Source organism: Christiangramia sabulilitoris (assembly GCF_007050985.1).
GTDB lineage: Bacteria > Bacteroidota > Bacteroidia > Flavobacteriales > Flavobacteriaceae > Christiangramia > Christiangramia sabulilitoris.
Map to the genome: position 1 here is coordinate 1,203,270 of NZ_VHSF01000001.1, position 16,860 is coordinate 1,220,129.

The 16,860-nt window shown below is 40.2% G+C and carries 20 protein-coding genes; 3 read left to right on the top strand and 17 right to left on the bottom strand.

All coding sequences use genetic code 11. The annotated features are described in order from the left end of the window. Positions 1-35 precede the first annotated feature (35 nt). Positions 36-1,004 (top strand): tryptophan--tRNA ligase, encoded by a 969-nt coding sequence (gene trpS, locus FGM01_RS05465; RefSeq protein WP_143410110.1) that lies wholly within the window; start codon positions 36-38, stop codon positions 1,002-1,004. Here the strand turns inward: trpS and dprA are convergent. After that, on the bottom strand, positions 1,001-2,101 hold the full coding sequence (gene dprA, locus FGM01_RS05470) for a DNA-processing protein DprA (protein WP_143410111.1): 1,101 nt from the start codon (positions 2,099-2,101) through the stop codon (positions 1,001-1,003). The two genes, trpS and dprA, sit on opposite strands and share 4 nt — an antisense overlap. A 99-nt stretch (positions 2,102-2,200) precedes the next feature. Here dprA and FGM01_RS05475 point away from each other — a divergent pair, with 99 nt between their 5' ends. Continuing rightward, positions 2,201-3,130, top strand: a complete 930-nt coding sequence (locus tag FGM01_RS05475; protein WP_166435194.1) for an HU domain-containing protein — start codon at positions 2,201-2,203, stop codon at positions 3,128-3,130. 61 nt (positions 3,131-3,191) lie between these two features. Then, entirely contained in the window at positions 3,192-3,701 is a 510-nt protein-coding gene (locus tag FGM01_RS05480; RefSeq protein WP_143410113.1) for an acyl-CoA thioesterase, read from the top strand. Between the two features lie 20 nt (positions 3,702-3,721). On the opposite strand, the gene FGM01_RS05485 is transcribed toward FGM01_RS05480, so the two are convergent. The 16 genes from FGM01_RS05485 to FGM01_RS05560 form a co-directional block, all read right to left on the bottom strand. Next, the gene (locus FGM01_RS05485) at positions 3,722-4,945 is read right to left on the bottom strand and encodes a murein hydrolase activator EnvC family protein (RefSeq protein WP_143410114.1); all 1,224 of its coding nucleotides are present in this window, start codon (positions 4,943-4,945) and stop codon (positions 3,722-3,724) included. Next, on the bottom strand, positions 4,942-5,712 hold the full coding sequence (gene lolB1 / locus FGM01_RS05490; RefSeq protein WP_143410115.1) for a lipoprotein insertase outer membrane protein LolB1: 771 nt from the start codon (positions 5,710-5,712) through the stop codon (positions 4,942-4,944). Before lolB1 ends, FGM01_RS05485 begins: the two co-directional genes overlap by 4 nt. Then, positions 5,712-7,076, bottom strand: coding sequence for a tetratricopeptide repeat protein (locus FGM01_RS05495; RefSeq protein WP_143410116.1), 1,365 nt, complete (start codon positions 7,074-7,076; stop codon positions 5,712-5,714). Before FGM01_RS05495 ends, lolB1 begins: the two co-directional genes overlap by 1 nt. 6 nt (positions 7,077-7,082) lie before the next feature. After that, positions 7,083-8,093: a sugar nucleotidyltransferase gene (locus FGM01_RS05500; RefSeq protein WP_143410117.1), complete on the bottom strand. Its 1,011-nt coding sequence runs from the start codon at positions 8,091-8,093 to the stop codon at positions 7,083-7,085. Positions 8,094-8,113: 20 nt separating this feature from the next. After that, positions 8,114-8,548 (bottom strand): dUTP diphosphatase, encoded by a 435-nt coding sequence (gene dut, locus FGM01_RS05505; protein ID WP_143410118.1) that lies wholly within the window; start codon positions 8,546-8,548, stop codon positions 8,114-8,116. A 2-nt stretch (positions 8,549-8,550) separates the two neighbouring features. After that, the gene (locus FGM01_RS05510) at positions 8,551-9,993 is read right to left on the bottom strand and encodes an oligosaccharide flippase family protein (RefSeq protein ID WP_143410119.1); all 1,443 of its coding nucleotides are present in this window, start codon (positions 9,991-9,993) and stop codon (positions 8,551-8,553) included. 60 nt (positions 9,994-10,053) lie between these two features. Beyond that, on the bottom strand, positions 10,054-10,497 hold the full coding sequence (locus FGM01_RS05515; RefSeq protein WP_143410120.1) for a hypothetical protein: 444 nt from the start codon (positions 10,495-10,497) through the stop codon (positions 10,054-10,056). 162 nt (positions 10,498-10,659) lie between these two features. Beyond that, entirely contained in the window at positions 10,660-11,520 is an 861-nt protein-coding gene (gene atpG / locus FGM01_RS05520; protein WP_143410121.1) for an ATP synthase F1 subunit gamma, read from the bottom strand. Positions 11,521-11,635: 115 nt separating this feature from the next. Beyond that, positions 11,636-13,216, bottom strand: coding sequence for a F0F1 ATP synthase subunit alpha (atpA, locus tag FGM01_RS05525; RefSeq protein WP_143410122.1), 1,581 nt, complete (start codon positions 13,214-13,216; stop codon positions 11,636-11,638). A 45-nt stretch (positions 13,217-13,261) separates the two neighbouring features. After that, the gene (gene atpH / locus FGM01_RS05530; protein WP_143410123.1) at positions 13,262-13,816 is read right to left on the bottom strand and encodes an ATP synthase F1 subunit delta; all 555 of its coding nucleotides are present in this window, start codon (positions 13,814-13,816) and stop codon (positions 13,262-13,264) included. 3 nt (positions 13,817-13,819) lie between these two features. Then, complete coding sequence (locus tag FGM01_RS05535) at positions 13,820-14,314, bottom strand: F0F1 ATP synthase subunit B (RefSeq protein ID WP_143410124.1); 495 nt, start codon at positions 14,312-14,314, stop codon at positions 13,820-13,822. 81 nt (positions 14,315-14,395) lie between these two features. Beyond that, entirely contained in the window at positions 14,396-14,617 is a 222-nt protein-coding gene (gene atpE / locus FGM01_RS05540) for an ATP synthase F0 subunit C (protein ID WP_011711113.1), read from the bottom strand. Positions 14,618-14,640: 23 nt separating this feature from the next. Further along, positions 14,641-15,744 carry a F0F1 ATP synthase subunit A gene (gene atpB, locus FGM01_RS05545; protein WP_143410125.1) on the bottom strand — a complete coding sequence of 368 codons (1,104 nt, stop codon included), beginning with the start codon at positions 15,742-15,744 and terminating at the stop codon, positions 14,641-14,643. A 135-nt stretch (positions 15,745-15,879) separates the two neighbouring features. Continuing rightward, a complete protein-coding gene (locus tag FGM01_RS05550; protein ID WP_143410126.1) occupies positions 15,880-16,263 on the bottom strand; it encodes a hypothetical protein in 384 nt (127 codons plus the stop codon). Then, entirely contained in the window at positions 16,264-16,479 is a 216-nt protein-coding gene (locus tag FGM01_RS05555) for an AtpZ/AtpI family protein (protein ID WP_143410127.1), read from the bottom strand. Beyond that, on the bottom strand, positions 16,460-16,858 hold the full coding sequence (locus FGM01_RS05560) for a bactofilin family protein (RefSeq protein WP_143410128.1): 399 nt from the start codon (positions 16,856-16,858) through the stop codon (positions 16,460-16,462). Before FGM01_RS05560 ends, FGM01_RS05555 begins: the two co-directional genes overlap by 20 nt. Positions 16,859-16,860: the final 2 nt, after the last annotated feature.

A 16,860-nucleotide genomic window follows, 5' to 3' on the forward strand; every position in this document is an offset into this window, starting at 1 on the left:
AAAAAATTACCTTTGCATCAAAATTCAAGAACTCAATGTCCAGAATACTTACAGGAGTACAAAGCACGGGAACACCGCATTTAGGAAATCTTTTGGGAGCTATTATGCCGGCGATAGAGATGGCAAATCAGCCTGAAAATGATTCATTTATTTTCATAGCAGACATGCATTCGCTTACCCAAATTAAAGACGCTGAAACACTTAGGCAAAATACCTATTCTGTAGCGGCAACCTGGCTGGCCTGTGGACTTGATATTGAAAGAAGTGTTTTTTACCGCCAGAGTGATATCCCACAGGTTACCGAGCTTTCGTGGTACCTAAGCTGTTTCTTTCCCTACCAGCGCTTAACTCTAGCGCATTCATTTAAGGATAAGGCAGACCGGCTGGAAGATGTGAACAGTGGTCTTTTCAGCTATCCTATGTTAATGGCTGCAGACATCTTATTATATGATGCCGAGATCGTACCTGTTGGAAAAGACCAGCTACAACACCTGGAAATGACCAGGGATGTAGCCTCAAGATTCCATGCTAAAATGGGTGAAGTGTTCGTAATTCCTGAAGCGAAAGTTCAGGAAGAGACCATGTATGTGCCGGGAACAGATGGTGAGAAAATGAGCAAATCCAAGGGAAATACGATCAACATTTTCCAGACAGATAAAAAGCTCAGAAAACAGATCATGGGAATTGAGACTGACAGCACCCCGCTGGAAGAACCAAAAGATCCTGATACCTGTAATGTTTTCGATTTATATAAAATCATGGCCTCTAAAGAGCAAACTGCCGAAATGCGAAAAAATTACGAAGCCGGAAATTATGGCTATGGTCATGCCAAACAAGCTCTTTTCGAATTGGTAAAAGAAAAATTCCAACAGACACGAGAAAAATATGAATACTACATTAATAATCTTGAGGAAGTAGATAAAGCTCTTGTAAAAGGTGCAGAAAAGGCCAGGATCGTTGCTGATGAGGTAATCAAAAAAGTAAGATCAAAATCTGGATATTAGATCACCTCGAACAATTTACCCGGCAAAGGTCTAACAGCACCTTTCAACTCCATATTGAGCAATAAAGAGGCGGTTTTAAAGGTGGGAAAACTGCAGTTCAGGGCTAAATGATCCAACTCTGTTTTCCCGCTGGATTTTAAGAATTCATACAGTTTCTGTTCGTCTTCGTCCAGTTCTATAAACAATTGTTTCTGAACAGATTTTTCCTTTTCCCCGATCTCCCAGTTAAGGATATAGGCGATATCTGCTGCCGAGGTCAAGACATGGGACTGTTGTGATTTGATGAGATTATTACACCCTATACTTGCTTTATCTGTAGGCCGACCAGGCACTGCAAAAACCTCCCGGTCATAGGAATTGGCGATATCGGCAGTGACCAGGGCTCCTCCTTTTTCAGCACTCTCAATAACGATGGTAGCTTCGCTTATCCCCGCAATAATCCGGTTGCGTTTTAAAAAATTATTTCTGTCAAAATTATCTGTGCTCCAGAAGTCGGTGAAAAACCCTCCATTCTCCTCCACGGGAGCCATATACTTTTTATGGGATTTAGGATAGATCTGGTTCAACCCGTGAGCAAGGCATCCTATGGTTTGTAAATTATTCTTAATTGCAGCTTTTTGTGCGGTAATATCTGTCCCATACGCAAATCCCGAAATGATTACCGGATCCAATACCGCAAGATCTTCGATGAGTTTTTCACAGAATGCAATTCCGTGAGCGCTGATCTTCCGGGTGCCAACCACACTGATTATCCGTTTTTTATCCAGCTCTATATTTCCTTTGGAAAACAGGAGAACTGGCCCATCCAGGCAATGTTTCAATTTTTCGGGATAACCCCTATCCATGAAATAATGCACCTGGATGTTGTTATTTTCAATGAATTTCAATTCTTCTTCTGCCGCTTTTAAATGACCCGGATGATGTAGTTCATGAATACGGGTACTACCCACGCCATCAATTTTTAGCAGATTAGACCTTTTTTCTTTAAAGATATTTTCAGGTTTTCCGAATTTCCGAATAAGCTTCTTGGCCGTGGTATCTCCCAGATTTGGAATATGTTGCAAGGCCATTGCATATAATAAGTCTTCAGAATTCATCCGGGATAATTTCATTAAAATTACAGAAAAAAAGATTTGTTAATAAAATTTCTTTGGGTAACTTTAACCCACTGCCAATAACCTATATTTTTGCGACCAATGAATATTTCCAGCCACATCCAGGACCTGCTTTACAGATATGAATGCGTAGTTTTACCCGGTTTCGGGGCATTCCTTTCGCAAAAGCAATCAGCTTATATAGACGAAAATTCCAACGAATTTTATCCACCCAACAAAGTGATCTCATTCAACAGGCAGTTGATCAAGAATGATGGTTTACTGGCAAACTATATAGCAGAGGTAGAATCTGTAAGGTATAATACCGCAAATAATATGATCCAGGAATTCGTATATGACCTGGAAAATTCATTGCAAAATGATGCGAAAGCAGAGCTGGCTAATATTGGAAAATTTTACCTGGACCAGGAAGATAAACTGCAGTTTGAACCATTAAGCGAGGTGAATTACCTTGCCCAATCTTTCGGACTTGTACCTTATACCGTTAACCAGGTGAATCGTGAGGTTTATAAGAAACAGGTTGAAGAACTTGAGGAGAAAACTCCGTTATTATTCACCCCGGAGAGAAGAAGATCTTCTTTCCTTAAATATGCTGCCATAGGCCTTGTAGCTATAGGATTATCCAGCTTTGCAGGATTGAACATCTATAGCAGCCAGGTTTCCAAACACAACATTGCGGAACAGCAGGAAGCCGAAACTCAGCTACAGGAACAAATACAACAGGCTACTTTTGTAATTGACAACCCATTGCCTGCGGTAACTTTCGAGGTTGAAAAGCAATCCGGGAATTACCATATCGTGGCCGGTGCCTTTAGAGTTGAAGAGAACGCTCAGAAAAAGGTTGATGAATTGCGCAGCGAAGGATTCAAAGCGAGATTACTGGGCGTAAATAAATATGGTCTACATCAGGTGGTTTATTCCAGCCATCAAACCCGAAGGGAAGCCATTAACAAACTATATGAGGTTAAAAGAACGAATGAAGCGGCCTGGCTTCTGGTACAGGAACTTTAATTTAATACTTTCTTAACGACCGTTTTTATGGTATCCTCCTTACTTTTGCAAAAAAATTATAATGGAGGCTAAACCACCCAGTGAATCACGTACTACTTTAACTGATCTTGTTCTACCAAGTGAAACCAACCCATTAAATAATCTTTTTGGAGGGGAACTACTTGCTCGTATGGACCGTGCAGCCAGCATTGCCGCAAGAAGGCATAGTCGCAGGATCGTAGTTACAGCCTCTGTAAATCACGTTGCCTTCAATAAAGCAATCCCGTTAGGAAGTGTAGTAACTGTTGAGGCTGCCGTTTCCAGAGCATTTAAGAGCTCCATGGAGATCTTTATAGATGTCTGGGTAGAAGACAGGGAAAGTGGCCGCAGAACAAAGGCAAACGAAGCCATCTATACTTTTGTAGCCGTAGACGAAACCGGTGCTCCAATCCAGGTACCCGCATTAGAACCTGAAACCAAGATCGAAAAAGAGCGTTTTGACGCTGCCTTGAGAAGGAAGCAACTAAGCCTTGTCCTTGCCGGAAAAATGAAGCCGAACGAAGCGACCGAATTAAAAGCCCTTTTCGAATAAAAACTTCGATTTATATTTAATTACATTCTATAGATCCACGCTGCGGGATCCATTTTCTGATCATTCTTATAAAGTAAAAAGTGCAAGGTAGTTTTACCTGTAGATCTGCTGGTAGCAACTTCACCTATTTCCTGCTCGGTAGTCACTTTGTCGCCTCTCTTCACGTACACTTTTTGAAGATTATTATAAATCGTTATATAATCTCCGTGACGAACCATTACCGCCTGGTTGGCGCCTTTTACAGCCTGGACTTCACTTACGGTTCCATTAAAGACAGCACGGGCTTTCCCGCCTTGATCGGTATCTATTCTAACACCGTTGTTATTCACCATCACCGATTTTACAACCGGGTGAGGCTGTTTACCAAAGCGCATGGTAACAATTCCAGATTTCACCGGCCAGGGTAATTTACCTTTATTTTTGGTAAAGTCTGCGGCGAGGGCTTCGGCTGCCGGAGTAAGTTTATAAGTGCTTCTTGAGGTGGAACCACTCTCTTTATTCGCCTTAGCGATAGATTCCCTGATCATTTTATCGATAGCCCGGTCTATACCATCAATTTCACTTTGCTTTTTCCTAATCTGGGAGGCGAATTCTCCTTCACGCTTTTTGATAGTCGCCATCAGGGTTTGCTGGGATTTCCTGTTCTTCTCCAACTCGGCCCTGGTTTTCCTGTTTTCAGCGATCAAACGATCCTTTTGCTCTTTTTGTTGAACAAGCCTGGCATTAAGCTCCTGTAATTCCTGCGTATTGGCTTTTATTTCCTCTCCCTGCTGCTTTCTGTAATTCGTATACTGCTTCATATACTGAAGGCGTTTATAAGCCTGTAAAAAGCTTTTAGAGGATAACAGGAACATCACCCGGCTTTGCTGTGATTTACTTTTATAAGATTTCTCTATCATCCGGGCATAATCTTCCTTTAACTTCTCCAGCTCTTTCCTTAGTTTACCAATCTTACCAGTGTTGGTATTGATCTCACGGTTGAGCAGGTTCGCCTGTTGATTGGTTAGTTTTATAAGGTCTTCAGTGCTTTTGATCTGTTGATTCAGATCTTCCACCTGCCCTAATACAGAACGTTGTTTTTTTTGATTCGAGATCCTCAATTCATTGATCCTGGTGATCTCGTTACGAAGTTCGATCCTTCTTTTTTCAAGCTCTTCCCGATTGGTCTGAGCTGAAACAAGGTTGAAACCGAGAAATAAGAAGATAAAGAAGAGCAGGGTTTTGGGGTAATTTCTTGCAATCATTTTAAACTGATTTCTTCATATCCTGAAGGGATGTCAAATGGAAAACTTACTTCTTCATTAAATGTAATAGACCTGTAGGTGAGGTCTATGTTGGTGCTGTTCGAACCTTCACTGGCAATAATCCTGATATTTTCGGGAAAGACCAGGCCTCCTACCTCCTGGTAATCTTCATAGGTCACGGTTAAACCACGATTGGCTTTGTCCTGGATTAACTGCTGTGCCTTCGCCTTGTAACTGACAGGATTGAGCAGGAACATCTTTTTCATCAATTCTGCGTCATCTCTCACGAACTGAAATCCACGCGGAGATTGTGTAAAATCAAACTCTTCGTTTCTAAGGTCATATATCGCCTGCCCTATAAGCAGATTCTGTAATTTCTGAAAATCTAACGGCGTACCCAGAAAATCACTTACAAGGCTAAAATCACCTTCAAAATAGGTCTGAGATACTTTTTCATAATAACTTACGCTGGTAGGGGTTATATATGCCTTGGCAATGGGAAAACCCAGAATACTCGCACTCATCCAGATCGCCTTATCCTTAGCCATCCTGAAACTAAGATTTACAGATTGGGTTTTTTCAGCATCCTGATAAACCGCCCTTAATTTTCCTGAAACCGTATTAAAATCGGTTTCTGTGCTATAATGTTTCTTAATTACCGAAACAGCTTCAGCATTTCTTGTAGCTATTTTTCCGGTAGATCTTTTACTTCCACAGGAAATCAAAAATGTGGTAAGCAGGATTAGGGCAACTATTTTCTTTAGCATCAGTTTATTTCTTTTTTCAAATTTTCCGCTTTCCTGCGGAATTCCTCAGCTTTAACTGCATTATTCATACCATTGTAGCTAATGGCCAGCTGGGAATAGTAATCAAACTCCATTCTCTTATCCTCTATAAGGTAATCCAACCCATAATTCAGGCTTTCTTCAGCAGCTTCAAAATCACCAAGGCTGTTTAGAGCAACCGCTTGCAGCAAATAAAGCATTGGTTGAGATGGGAAACTTTCAAGTGCTTCTTCACTTAGGTCGCGGGCAGCCTCAAATTTTTTAAATTCGAGTTGCAGCAACAGGGTATTTCTAAGAAGGTCGAAATTTCCGGGGTTTTCCTTCAATCCCAGCTCAAAGAACTTGAGTGCATCTGCACGGTTGTCCTTATTCAGATAATATTTACCTAATTGTTCATATAATTTTGGTGCGTCCTCCCATTCGGTAAGTTTTCCGGCCACTTCGATAAGTTCCTCTTCGTATTCAGGATTATTCTGGACGAAATTTAAAAAATCATTCAGCACCTTGAATTTCGATTCCACGTCTATTTCTTCACTTTCAAAAACAATCTTCATAGAGGCGACAGCTGCTTCCGGATCATTTTTATTGAGGTAGAACTTATATAATGCCAGGTGAGCCAGCGATGAACCAGGATTGGTTTCCAGTAATTCCAGAGCCACCCTAAAAGCTTCCTCCTCCTCTCCCTGTTCGCTATAAATATAGATCAGGTTTAGATAATTTTGTTCCACATCTGGATTGGCAATAATGCTTTCCTGTAAATTATCTATCTGCGCACCTGTATTATTGGTACGTGCATAGACCTGTCGTCTCAAAGAAGTTCTATAGCTGCTGGTGCCCAGATCGTCGTCCAGTTCATCCAGGAGCTGTAGCGCTAGATCATAATCTTTGTTTAAAAAATATAGATTGGCCAGATCTTCCCTGTAAGCATCATCCAAAGGAATAAGCTTTTTTACAGTAGCTATAGCACTGTCATAAGCTTCGGTCATCCCATAAGTCTGAAAAAGATAAACCAGGATGGTTTCATTTTCCGGAGCCAGTTCCTGTGCCTTTTCTAGATTCGCTATCGCCAAGTCGAAATTTTCAAGCTCACGATAATTTCTACCCAGTTCAAAATATACCACGGCTTTTTCTGTATTCAGCTCGAGGCATTTTTCCAGGGCGGTTATGGCTTTTTCATAATTTTCGATCCCTTTTTGTTTTAAGGCTTCGAAAAAATATTCCTGAAATTCGTCACTAACGTTTCCAAGATCATCCTGATTAACATCCAGAAATAGCTGGGGCAATTCCTGGCTTTTAGCAGGAAGCACCGTAAAAACTACCATTAGGATGATAATCAGGTTTCTCATAATATTTTATTCTAAAACTGAAAAATCACCGATACTGATCTGGGTGAAGTCACCATCAAATCTTGCGTGATTTCCTATCATTGCATTATCCAGCCTGGCATTTTTCACTTCTGAAAATGTCTGAATAAGGCTGTTTTTGATGGTTGAATTTTCAATCCTTGTACCATCTCCAATTGAAACATTAGGGCCAATTCTGGCATTTATCAGCTCAACATTATTACCAATATAGCAAGGCTCGGTAATTTCAGAATCTTTGATCTTTACAGAATCTGAGATAAGTTTTTCACCATCCTGGTGCAGGAAATTAAGCATTTTACCGTTGGTTTCCACGGTTACGTTCTTGTTCCCGCAGTCCATCCATTCGTCTACTTTTCCCGGTACAAATCTCAATCCGCTTTTACGCATGGCTTCGATCCCATCATTGATCTGGTATTCACCACCACGGGTTAGTTTTGCATCCAGGACTTTTTGAAGTTCGTTCTTCAATACTTCAACATCCTTGAAATAATAAATACCAATCACCGCAAGGTCTGAAACAAATTCTTCAGGTTTTTCTACCAGGTCTGAAATCTCATTATTTTCATTCAGCTTTACTACTCCGTAAGCTGAAGGATTCTCTACCTTTTTAACCCACATCACCGCGTCTGCAGATTTATCCAGGTTAAAATCTGCCTTGAACAAAGTGTCTGCATATGCTACCACCGCAGGACCCGATAGAGATTCTTTGGCGCACATGATGGCGTGTCCTGTTCCCAGGGGTTTGTCCTGATAATAAATAGTTCCTTTAGCCCCAAGGCTATTGGCAATATTCATCAGGTCCTTTTCCACCTGCTCTCCAAAATCCTCTCCTATAATAAAAGCGACTTCATCTATTTTCTCGTCCAGTACCTTTGCAATATCTTCTACTAATCTATGAACAATAGGTTTACCCGCTATGGGAATTAACGGTTTTGGCACTGTTAAAGTATGTGGACGCAGTCGTGAACCACGACCTGCCATTGGTACAATAATTTTCATTTTATTTTTTTAATTTATATTTATTTGTGCCCGGTGCTACCAAAGCCTCCTGCTCCACGAGATGTTTCGCCAAGAATATCTACTTCCTGCCATGAAATATGCTCATGTTTGGCGATCACCATCTGGGCAATTCTTTCACCATCATTGATGATAAAATCCTCATTAGACAAATTTACAAGGATCACTCCTATCTCCCCGCGATAATCTGCATCAATTGTACCCGGAGCATTTAAAACAGTGATACCTTTTTTAGCAGCCAGACCACTTCTGGGTCTAACCTGGGCTTCATAACCCAGGGGTAATTCCATAAATAGACCTGTTTTCACAATTGCCCTTTCCAAAGGCTTCAAAGTTACCGGATCCTCAAGATTCGCGCGAAGATCCATACCGGCAGAAAAATCTGTTTCGTAGTGAGGCAATTTGTGTGCCGACTTATTTATAATTTTTATCTCCATAATTAAGATTTGATGATTTTCAGAATTTGATCCTTTTCAGAAAAATAGACGATTCCAAGGAATAGTAAAAGTAAAGGACTGGCAACTAAATAATTTCCGGGAAATATATAAAATGAGATGGCAGCAATAAGAGTTGACAGTAATAAATATCCCCCGATGCTTTTCATATCATAAGGCACCGGATAGTATTTTCTGCCAAGGAAATAAGAAACTACCATCATACTACCGTATGCTCCCAACGTGGCCCAGGCGGCTGCTATGAAACCCAAAACGGGGATGAGGGCAAGATTGAGCCCAATAGTGATTAAAGCTCCCAGGATTGATATGTACATCCCTGTGCGGGTTCTGTCGGTCAATTTGTACCAGACCGAGAGATTATGATAAATTCCAAGGAAAAGATTAGCCAAAAGAATGATTGGTACAATACTAATCGCCATCCAGTACTCAGGATCACGTATCACCAGGTTTTTAAAGAAATCAATAAAACATACCAGAACAAGGAAAATAAGACTGCCGGCAATGACGAAATATTTTAAGATATCTGCATAGATGTTTCTCGCATTCTTTTCTTCAGCATGATTAAAAAAGAACGGTTCTGCTCCCATTTTAAACGCCTGTACAAAAATGGTCATGAAAACAGCCAGTTTATAGCATCCGGCATAAGCCCCCATGGTCTCCGCAGAGATCATATCCTTGATTAAAAGTTTATCCAGGTTCTCATTGATCACAAAGGCAATTCCCGCTACCATAATAGGCCAGCCATATTTCCACATCTGTTGGAAAATCTTAATATCAAAACTGATCCTGGTTTTAAAGAAATAAGGTAATAACAGTAAAAAAGTAACCGCACTCGCAACGAGATTCGCGATAAAAATATATCCTACAATATCCCGTGGCCCATAATTATCCAGAACCAATTGCGGAGCAAATTGAGGATAATCCCTTACAAACCATAAAAAGTATAGGTTGAGAAGTACAACAAGTAAAATATTAATGATCTTGATCCCGGCAAATTTCAAAGGTCTGCCTGTAGCCCTTAAATAAGCGAAAGGGACTACTACCAGGGTATCGAGAACCAGAACGCTGAACAGCAGTTTAAAATAGAATGGATCGAGATCCATCAAGCCTATAAGTTCTTCCTGGAATACAAATATCCCTATGGCAAATAAGATGGTACTAAGACTTAATGCAATGAAAGCGGTTGAAAATACTTTCGTGTTTTCTTTAGAAGTACTAAAAAACCTGAAAAAAGCGGTTTCCATCCCGTAAGTGAGCATTACATTGAAAAATGCCGCCCAGACGTAGAAAACCGTATTAACCGAGTATTCCTCTGCCGGCAAGACATCGGTATGCAACGGTACCAGCACGAAGTTCATTAGTCGCGGGAATACCGTTGCAAAACCGTAAATAAGAGTGTCTTGAAAAAATCTTTTTAAAGTACTCAACAGGAGCGGGTTGGTTTACTACAAATATCTGAATAAATCAGGATTATAAAAGCTTTCGCTTTATTCCTTTTCCACAATTCCCGTAAGCTTATAATATTTGATTTTATCGTCCTGGGTGAATACAAGGATCGCTTCGTCTTTGTCTATAGAAAAAGGGCTTTCCTCTGGCATTTGAGGTGGTTGGTTCCCGTACTCTTCTTTTGGATCCTCGTGCATTACCATATCCTTACTACCCATCCTGAAATTGGCTACATATAAATTAGGTTGAGACTCACTTTTTTCCAGGTTAGACTTCATACCATGAAAATAAACCGCGTCCAGGCTTATTCTTTCATTCTGAATAGACCTAACCGGAATATTCAATTCGATACCATTGGAGTCGTAGGTATAGTAAACTTCATTAAACTGCGCCGGTGCCCTGTCCTGAAGGCCTTTATTGCTCATACAGGATGAAAACATGATCAAAGTAAAAATTCCGGTCATAAAAAATAAAATTCGGGTCATAACGATTGGTTTTAAAGATTCGAAGTTATAAAAACAAAACACGTACCAAATAAAAAAGCCCTCCATAATGAGGGCTTTTTTTATTCTTTTGGTCATCCAATATCAGGATCTCAATGATGCTGAATCATCCCGATAGCTATCGGGACAGCATGACGCAGAAAATTATCCATTCAATGCTTCAGCACCACCAACGATCTCAAGGATCTCATTGGTAATAGAAGCCTGTCTTGCTTTGTTATATGATAGTTTAAGATCATCACGAAGCTCTGTAGCATTCTCAGTCGCCTTGTGCATAGCCGTCATACGCGCACCATGTTCTGAGGCAAATGAATCCCGTAGCGCCTTAAAAAGCTGCATTTTTAGAGACTTCGGAATAAGATCCTTAACAATTTCTAATTTAGAAGGCTCAAAAATATAATCCAACTGTTTGTTCTCTTCAGATTCAAATCGCTCGATAGGCAAAAATTGTTCGTGTTTAACAATTTGTGTGGCTGCATTTTTAAATTGATTGTATACAAGCACGATCTTATCATACTTCTCATCAAGGAAAAGTTGCATCAACTCCTCAGCTATCGCAGATGAATTTTCAAAGCTTAAATCGTCGTAGATTTCATTATTGTTCTTACGTACATCATAATCCTTCTTCAGAATATCGTTGGCCTTTTTTCCAAGGGTATAGACATCTACATTTTTGGCATTATAATCATTCTTGGCCTTGTACTTAACCGCTTTAATAATATTAGTGTTAAAAGCACCAGCCAGTCCCTTATTAGATGAAATAGCAACGATCAAAACATTTCTAACTTCGCGTTCCTCGGCATATTTGCTTCCCGCATCATCATCTAGAGTAGCACTTAAATCCTGTAGCAACTGAGTTAGTTTTTCAGAATATGGACGCATCTGAGTAATCGCATCCTGGGCTTTGTTCAATTTTGCAGCCGATACCATTTTCATGGCTTTGGTAATCTGCATCGTTGAAGATACCGAAGTGATCCTGCTACGTAATTCTTTTAAGTTTGCCATTTTTATTTAGTATTGAGTATTGAGTGAATCTTTGTGCCGATCCACTCAATACTTTTATAATTTTCAAATTAAATACATGACCAGAGATTCAAGCCTCAGGGCTGTGTACTCAATACTAGTTCTTGTACTTAGATGAAAGTTCTTTAGCAGCCTGAGTTAAAGTATCAATTACTTCATCAGTTAATTTTCCTGCTTTAAGAGTATCCAGTGTATCTCTGTGCTTGGCATCAAGATATTCCAGATAGTCTCTTTCAAACTCTTTTACCTTTTCTACCGGTACATCTCTAAGAAGGTTCTTGGAACCTGCATAAATGATCGCGATCTGGTCTTCTACGGGGTAAGGATCGTTTTGTCCCTGTTTCAGGATCTCCACGTTACGCTTACCTTTTTCGATCACATTCATCGTTGCAGCATCAAGATCAGATCCAAACTTAGCAAATGCTTCAAGTTCACGATACTGAGCCTGGTCAAGTTTTAAAGTACCCGCAACCTTCTTCATCGACTTGATCTGAGCGTTACCACCTACACGAGATACAGAGATACCCACATCGATCGCAGGACGTACACCCGAGTTAAAAAGATCTGATGTTAAGAAGATCTGCCCATCTGTAATCGAAATTACGTTGGTTGGAATATATGCTGAAACGTCACCCGCCTGAGTTTCGATAATTGGAAGAGCGGTAAGTGATCCGCCACCTTTTACCTTGTCTTTAAGACTGTCTGGAAGGTCGTTCATTTGTTTTGCAATATCATCATCGTTGATCACCTTCGCAGCACGCTCAAGTAGTCTTGAGTGAAGGAAGAATACATCCCCAGGATATGCCTCACGTCCCGGTGGACGACGAAGTAACAGGGAAACCTCACGATATGCAACCGCCTGCTTAGAAAGATCATCATAAACGATCAAGGCAGGACGACCTGTATCTCTAAAGTATTCACCTATCGCAGCCCCTGCGAATGGAGCATAAACCTGCATTGGAGCAGGATCTGATGCATTTGCAGCAACAATGGTAGTATAGGCTAATGCACCTTTATCCTCAAGAGTCTTGGCGATCGCCGCAACAGTGGAAGCTTTTTGTCCAATAGCTACATATATACAATAAACCGGCTCACCGGCATCATAAAATTCTTTCTGGTTAAGAATGGTATCAATACATACAACTGTCTTACCAGTCTGACGGTCACCAATCACCAATTCACGCTGTCCTCTTCCTACCGGTACCATTGCATCGATAGATTTGATACCCGTTTGAAGTGGTTCAGTTACCGGCTGACGGTAAATTACCCCGGGAGCTTTACGCTCAAGTGGCATTTCAAAAGTCTCACCTTCAATTGCACCTTTACCATCAATTGGAGCACCAAGAGTATCAACCACACGGCCTACAATTCCTTCCCCAACATTGATAGAAGCAATTCGCTGAGTTCTTTTCACAGTAGAACCTTCTTTGATCTCCTTTGCAGGACCCAAAAGTACTACCCCAACGTTATCTTCTTCCAGGTTCAAAACGATCCCTTCCAGACCGCTTTCAAACTGTACCAATTCTCCATATTGAGCATTAGCCAGTCCGAAAATGTTAGCAATACCGTCACCTACGGTTAGAACGGTACCTACTTCATCTAAAGAGGCCTTGGATTCAAAACCTGATAATTGTTGTTTTAATATTGCTGATACTTCAGCAGGATTTACTTCTGCCATAATTATTCAAGATAAAATGGTAGGCCTGAGGCATACCGGTTTTAATTAAATTTTTGAAACGTATGTATTGTTTGTCAATTCCCTTTTTAGCCTGGTAAGATTACGGGATACACTTGCATCATATTGCAAATCCCCTACTCTTAGCACAAAACCACCAATGATGCTATCATCAACGATGTTTTTTAAGCTGGCTTCTGAACCTGTTAATTCCTTTACCTTGGCAAGGATCACAGCTTCAAGTTCTTTATCCAGAGGTACTGCAGTAGTGACAACTGCCTGCCGTACATTGTTCAATTCATTATACTGGATGATATACTGCCTGGCCACGATATGAAGAATAGCAATTCTTCCATTTTCTAACAGTATATCTATCGCACCTTTAGTTACCGCGTTCACATCCTTGAAAATTTCAAGCAGAACACTTTTTTTGGTGCTGTTCTTTATTACAGGACTGGTAAGCATATTCTCAAGATCCTTACTGTTTAGAACAGTTTTGGAAATCGAGATCATATCCTCATTTACAGCTTCCGCCGAATTCTTATCCTTTGCTAAAGAAAGGATCGCCTTTGCATATCGTTGTGCGGCTCTGGTTCCTCTCATAACTTAGTTTAGCTTAGCATCACCAATCATCTTCTCGATCATCTGGTGTTGTTCATTTTTGCCTGAAAGTTCTTTACGAACGATCTTTTCAGCGATCTCCACTGAAAGTTCAGCAACATGATTCTTTAATTCTGCCATTGCCGATTGCTTTTCAAGCTCAATGCTTCTCTTGGCATCTGCAACGATCTTATCGGCTTTTACTTTTGCCTCTTCAGAAGCATCTGTAATCACCTTTTCTTTTAACTCACGGGCTTCTCTAAGGATAGCATCTCTTTCTGCACGAGCTTCTTTTAAAAGCTGCTCGTTATCAGATCTAAGATTCTGCATTTCTTTACGTGCATTTTCTGCTGAAGCCAATGCGTCGTTAATAGATTCTTCTCTATTCTTAACAGAGCTAAGAATAGGTTTCCAGGCGAACTTCGCCATAAGGAAAAGTAATACTAAGAAAACGACGGTTTGCCAGAAGAACAAGCCAATTTCGGGAGTTATTAAATCCATAGTTTTATAATATAATCGTTAAAAACATCACTTTAAAAACCCTTCGTAACCAACCGTTACGAAGGGCTTCTGAAACTTTAATTATCTTAATACACCTAGTAAAGAGGCAACTACTCCAAAAAGAGCAACACCTTCTACAAGTGCAGCAGCGATAATCATAGCTGTCTGGATTTTTCCAGAAGCTTCTGGCTGACGTGCGATAGCATCCATGGCAGAACCACCGATTTTACCTACACCTACTCCGGCTCCAAGAACCGCTAGTCCAGCTCCTAAAGCTGCAAGACCTACATACAATAATTCCATAGTTGAAAAATTAAAAATTAAAATTAATGATGTTCATGTTCCTCAACTGCCATCCCGATAAACAGGGCAGACAGAATCGTAAAAATAAACGCTTGAAGGAATGCTACTAACAATTCCAATACTGTTATAAATAAGGCAAAGGGAACCGAAACTCCGGCGATGCCTGCATTTTCCAAAATAAATATCAGTCCAATTAAACTCAGGATGATAATGTGCCCTGCGGTAATGTTCGCGAATAAACGAATCATCAATGCAGCAGGTTTAATAAGTAACCCCAGCCCTTCTACGATCGCAAGGATAGGCTTTACCCACGTTGGGATACCCGGCATCCAGAAGGTATGCTTGTAAAAATCCTTATTTCCATTAAAAATCATGATCAACATGGTAAATAGACCTAAAGAAACCGTCACGGCAATATTCCCGGTAACGTTGGCAGCTCCCGGCAAAAGACCCATTAGGTTAGTAATCCAGATAAAGAAGAACACGGTTAAAAGAAACGGCATGAACTTCATATATTTTTTCTCTCCTATTTGAGGAATAGCGATCTCATCTCTAACGAATAAAACCAGGGTTTCAAGTACATTATTGAACCCCTTAGGAGCACTTTTACTTTTCTTATGATGCCTGGCAAGACCTACAGAGAAGAACAGGATCATTAAGATTACCGTTAAGAACATTGCAGCAACATTCTTGGTAATAGAAAGGTCCCATGGTTTAGAAGCATTTACTGGGTGATGCTCTGCATCAAACTCCACTACTTCAGCCCCTTCATCCAGTTTGTAAATATCCTCATGAAGATTCACAAAACGCATTCCGTCTTTTTCAACTATATGCGTCCCGTCTGTATCATGGTGAAACTCGCTGGACATAAAACTTACGAGTCCGTTTTCTGTATAAAGAATCACAGGTAAGGGTAAAGTCACTGAACTCTCACCTTCACCAAAGAAATGCCACTCATGAGCATCCCCGATGTGGTGCATGATCATTTCAGTTGCATTAAACTCCTCTTCAGCTTCCTCGAGCGAAGTATGCTTCTCATTACGCTCCTGCGCAAATGTAAATAAAGGAAGAATGGCCAAAGCCAATGTAAAGTACACCCTAATCACTAAAGATTTTTGTGCTGTCATAGTACCTGTTCTACTTAAAAATTGTGGGCTCTAAATTTCCGTGCAAAGGTATACTTTTAATTTTTATCTGAAAGTCCACTGTATAATTTTTTAGCAGTTTCAGTAATTTTAACGATTTTACTGAAATACAGATAGTTATTTGGTATTAATAAGTTTTACAGCGTAAAAAGTTTCGAAAATCAGGAATAAAAAATACGGGATAAAAAATGCCATTAAATCAAGAAACGGCCTGGCTACATCGTTCAGCATCATAGGTAAAAGAAACAATACCGCGGCGAGCATCTTTAAGAGGCTGCAGGCCATAAAGGCAAAGCCTGTTTTATCGCTAAAAGTTTTATGCACAAAGGCCAGGAAAAGGAAAATTAAAAAAGTAGCTATAACATGAAACCCATATATGGCTATGGTTGAGTAATAAAGTTCGGTCTTAAAAACATAGTTAACAAGTCCAAACTGGATTAGAATTAGGAAAATAGAAAATGGTATAAATACTTTAAGGAAAGATAGGATTTGTGCCTGCATTTAATCGTCTTCATTAAGATCTTTTACTCCCCTGTATACCTGGTACAACGCAATAAAAACTCCCAGCAATGATAGGGAAATTGTATAAACTGAATATTTATTCGGGAATTTACCGTCCAGCCAGATTCCAAGAAATACTCCTGCCGCGATAATAATCCCCATTTGAAAGGCAATATTAACAAAAACAAGATACCTGTTACGCTGATCTTTTTTCATTTTCTTTATTCAGAGGCTTTACACCCCCATTCATTTCACAGGTTGCGTTGAAGACGGCACCCGCCTCCACGGCAAGCTTACCGGCAATGACCTCACCTTCGATATTTGCAGGACTGCGCAGGGTTAGAATGTCTTTAACCAGCAGTTTGCCCTTAAAATTCCCCTCTATATCGGCACTTGTGCATTCCAGGGTACCATTAATAAGACCGCCTTTACTAATAACAACCTTTCCCGGTGTTTTTAAACTTCCTTCAAGCGTACCTTCGATTCTAAAACATCCTTTACCGGAAATTTCGCCTTTAATAACAGTACCTGCAGCAAGCCGGTTTTGTTCGTTTTGATTGGAGGAAGGTTTATTTTTCTTGGTCTCTGAAAACATGA